At 67.5% G+C, this 3,138-nt stretch carries 5 protein-coding genes; all 5 read right to left on the bottom strand.

What is annotated here, in order from left to right:
* Positions 1-82 precede the first annotated feature (82 nt).
* Positions 83-1,072 (bottom strand): N-carbamoyl-D-amino-acid hydrolase, encoded by a 990-nt coding sequence (locus NON00_RS24270; protein ID WP_256025374.1) that lies wholly within the window; start codon positions 1,070-1,072, stop codon positions 83-85.
* 31 nt (positions 1,073-1,103) lie between these two features.
* A complete protein-coding gene (locus NON00_RS24265) occupies positions 1,104-1,316 on the bottom strand; it encodes a hypothetical protein (RefSeq protein WP_256025373.1) in 213 nt (70 codons plus the stop codon).
* Positions 1,316-1,519 (bottom strand): hypothetical protein, encoded by a 204-nt coding sequence (locus NON00_RS24260; protein ID WP_256025372.1) that lies wholly within the window; start codon positions 1,517-1,519, stop codon positions 1,316-1,318. The genes NON00_RS24265 and NON00_RS24260 overlap by 1 nt, the downstream gene beginning before the upstream one ends.
* Positions 1,519-2,895 carry a dihydroorotase family protein gene (locus NON00_RS24255; RefSeq protein WP_256025371.1) on the bottom strand — a complete coding sequence of 459 codons (1,377 nt, stop codon included), beginning with the start codon at positions 2,893-2,895 and terminating at the stop codon, positions 1,519-1,521. Before NON00_RS24255 ends, NON00_RS24260 begins: the two co-directional genes overlap by 1 nt.
* 35 nt (positions 2,896-2,930) lie before the next feature.
* On the bottom strand, positions 2,931-3,138 hold a 208-nt coding region (locus NON00_RS24250; RefSeq protein ID WP_256025370.1), incomplete at its 5' end, for a hypothetical protein.

The following is a 3,138-nucleotide window of genomic DNA, read 5'->3' as shown; positions in this document are numbered from 1 at the left end:
GAAAAAAAGAACCAAAAAACTTTTTTCAGAAAGCGTCCCGCCTCGGGCCTGAGGCGGGACGCCAAACTGAAAAAAATATCTTTCAAGATTTCGGCGTCCACTCCGCCGGCGCCACGCTGCCCACCTGCCCGGTGATGCGGCCATAGGCTTCCGGGCGGCGATGGGCGGCGAAGTTGAAGATCGTCGTCCGGCCGAGGGTGCACTGGTCCAGGTTGCAGTCGGCCACGATCAGCTCGTCATCCCAGCTGGTGGCCTGGGCGACGATCTCGCCCTGCGGGTTGACGATGATGGAGTGGCCGAACAGCTCGCACCCATCCTCGACGCCCGCCTTGGCCACGCCGGCGGCGAAGCACGCATTCTGGTAGCAGCCGGCGCGGATCGAGAGATGGCTGTGCTCGACGCGCAGGTGGTGCGCCTCGAAGCCCTTGGCATCCTGGTTGATGGAGGGGGTGTTGTAGCCCAGCATCACCAGCTCGACCTGCTGCAGCCCGAGCTCGCGCCAGGCTTCCGGCCAGCGGCGGTCATTGCAGATGAGCATGCCGATATTCACCGGCCCCGCCTGCCCGATCGGCGCCCGCACCACGGGGAAGCCGAGGTTGCCCACCTCGAAATAGCGCTTCTCCAGGTGCTGCACCTTGCGCTTCGGGTCGAACTCCCGGTGCCCGGGCAGGTGCACCTTGCGATACTTCAGCACCACCTCGCCATTGGGGTGGACATAGACGGCGGTGTTGAAATGGCGCTTGCGCACCACGCCCGTCTCGTCCGCCTCATGCGCGATCTCGCCATAGCCGAGGTGGAAGCCGATGTTGAACTTCCGCGCGGCCTCGAAGAGCGGCGCCGTCTCGTTGGAAGGCAGGCTCTGCTCATACCAGTGATCGGCGTTGTTGATGTCCTCCTCGTACCAGCGCGGGAAGAAGGTGGTCAGCGCCAGTTCCGGGAAGACGACGACCTCGGCGCCGCGCCGGTGGGCGGTCTCCATCAGCCGCACCATGCGGCCAACGACGACATCACGCCCCTCGGCCTTCTGGATGGGGCCGAGCTGCGCGGCGGCGAGGGTGAGGCGGCGGGTCATCGGGGTCAGTCTCTCCGTTCAGGGGCTTGGTTCAGTGGCTGGCGGGGGGCAGGGGGTCGATGAAGGCATCCCCATGCTCCTCCTGCACCTCGGCCACGGCCTGCATGAAGGCGCCGTCCCAGGCGTCTTCCAGCGCGTCCACCAGGGCATTGGCCGCCTCCTCGCTGGAGAGCAGGGCAATGCGCTCGCGCCCGCCGATCCAGACGGCGAAGTTGCCGTCCTTTTCCTCTCGCACCTCGAACATCACGGCTCTCCTCTCTGGTCCTGTGGGGGGGCGCTGTCCTGGCCACCGGGGCGGGGTGTCAGCAGGCGGTAAGTCAGGCGGCCGGCCAGCAGGGCGCAGAGGCCGCCGCCCAGGGTGAGCGGCAGGCTGCTGCCCGGCCCGGTCAGCCAGACCCACAGCGCCAGCGCGCCCACACCACTGGCGGCGACCAGGGCCGCGCGCATCAGCCCAGCGCGCTGCCGCGGTGCTGGCGCGGCACGAAGCGGCCCTGGCCCGGCCGGGCGAGCACCGCCGCGCCATCCCACACGCAGGCGCCACGCAGGAAGGTGGCGGCCACGCGCCCCTTCATCGGCCGGCCGTGATAGGGGGACCAGCGCGCATCCGGGCGGTCCTGGATGGTGGCCTCGTCGAAGGTGAAATCGCCCTCCTCCATCACCAGGAAGTCGGCGTCGGAGCCGAGGCGGATGGCGCCCTTCTTGGGGAAGAGGCCGTGGTAGCGCGCGGTGTTCTCGGCGCAGTACTTCGCCATCAGCGTCAGCGGCAGGCCGCGCTCGCGCAGCAGGCTGAACATCAGCGGCGCGAAGGACTGCATGCCCGTCAGCCCGGCGCCGCAGGCGAAGATGTCGTCGCCCAGCTTCTTCTCGCGCTGCCAGGGGGCGTGGTCGGTGGAGACATAGGCCACCTTGCCCGCCGCCAGCGCCGCCCACATGCGCTCCACCTCCGCCGCCGTGCGGAAGGGCGGGTTGCACTTGCCGAAGCCCTTGAGGCGGACAAGGTCCTCCTCCGTCATGCAGAGATACTGGATGCAGGCCTCGCCGCTGGCCTTGGCGCCCATGCCGCGGAAGCTCTCGGCGATCTCGAAGCCGCGGGCGACGGAGGAATGCGCGATATGCACATGCGCCCCCGTCTCCAGCCCGATTTCGAAGATCTCCAGGTCCGCCATGGTCTCGGCGAGCGGCGGGCGGGTGCGGGCGTGCATGATGGGGTCCACGCGCCCCGTCGCCTTCGCCTCGGCCGTCAGGCGCTCGACCAGTTCCTGGTCCTCATTGTGGACGGCGACCATCAGGCCGGTCTTCGCGATCTCCTTGAAGGCCGCGACCATGGTCGGGTGGTCGATGCGCGGGAAGCGCACCGCGTCATATTCATAGGTGGAGAGCTTGAAGGCCGAGGCGCCGGCCTCGGCCAGCCCGGCGATCTCGTCCACGCCGCCATTCTTGCGGATGGTGCCGTAGAGCGCGACATCGACATGCGCGAGCTGGTGCACGGCCTCCACCTTCTCCTGGAAGATGGCGGCGGAGGTGACGGCGCGCGGCACGTCATAGGGCATGTCGCACACCGTGGTCACGCCGCCGGCGGCGGCGGACATGGTGGCGCCCTCGATGCCCGGCCAGCCGATGGCGCTGCCGGTGTGCATGTGCCCGTCCACCAGGCCCGGCAGGATGAAGCGGCCGGAATAGTCATCCACCTGCAGCGCCGGCGGCAGCTCGCCCTCGCCGATCGCCGCGATGCTCTCCCCGCGCACCGCGACATAGCCATCCGTCAGGATGCCATCGGGCAGCACGAGGTTGCCGCGCAGCACGCGGTCATAGGGAAGCGGCATGGCGAAGGGCTCCGTTCACGCGAAGGGTGCGGAGACTAGGACCGTCCCCCGCCTTTGTCAGCACCGTGCCGCTCCCGTTCCGACTCCGCTGCGAGTGCCGAATTTGGAAGGGAGAAAAGAAAACGTTCTTTTTTGAAAAAAAAGAACCAAAAAACTTTTTCAGTGGAGCGTCCCGCTGTGCCGGGAGACGGCGGCAGCCTGAAAGAAAGTCTTTTTGCTTCTTTTTCTTCAGAAAAAGAAGAA

It is taken from the genome of Roseomonas sp. GC11, from assembly GCF_024437745.1.
Lineage (GTDB): Bacteria > Pseudomonadota > Alphaproteobacteria > Acetobacterales > Acetobacteraceae > Pseudoroseomonas.
The sequence above is the reverse complement of the archived record's forward strand: the minus strand, read 5'-3'. Positions and strand labels throughout refer to the sequence as shown.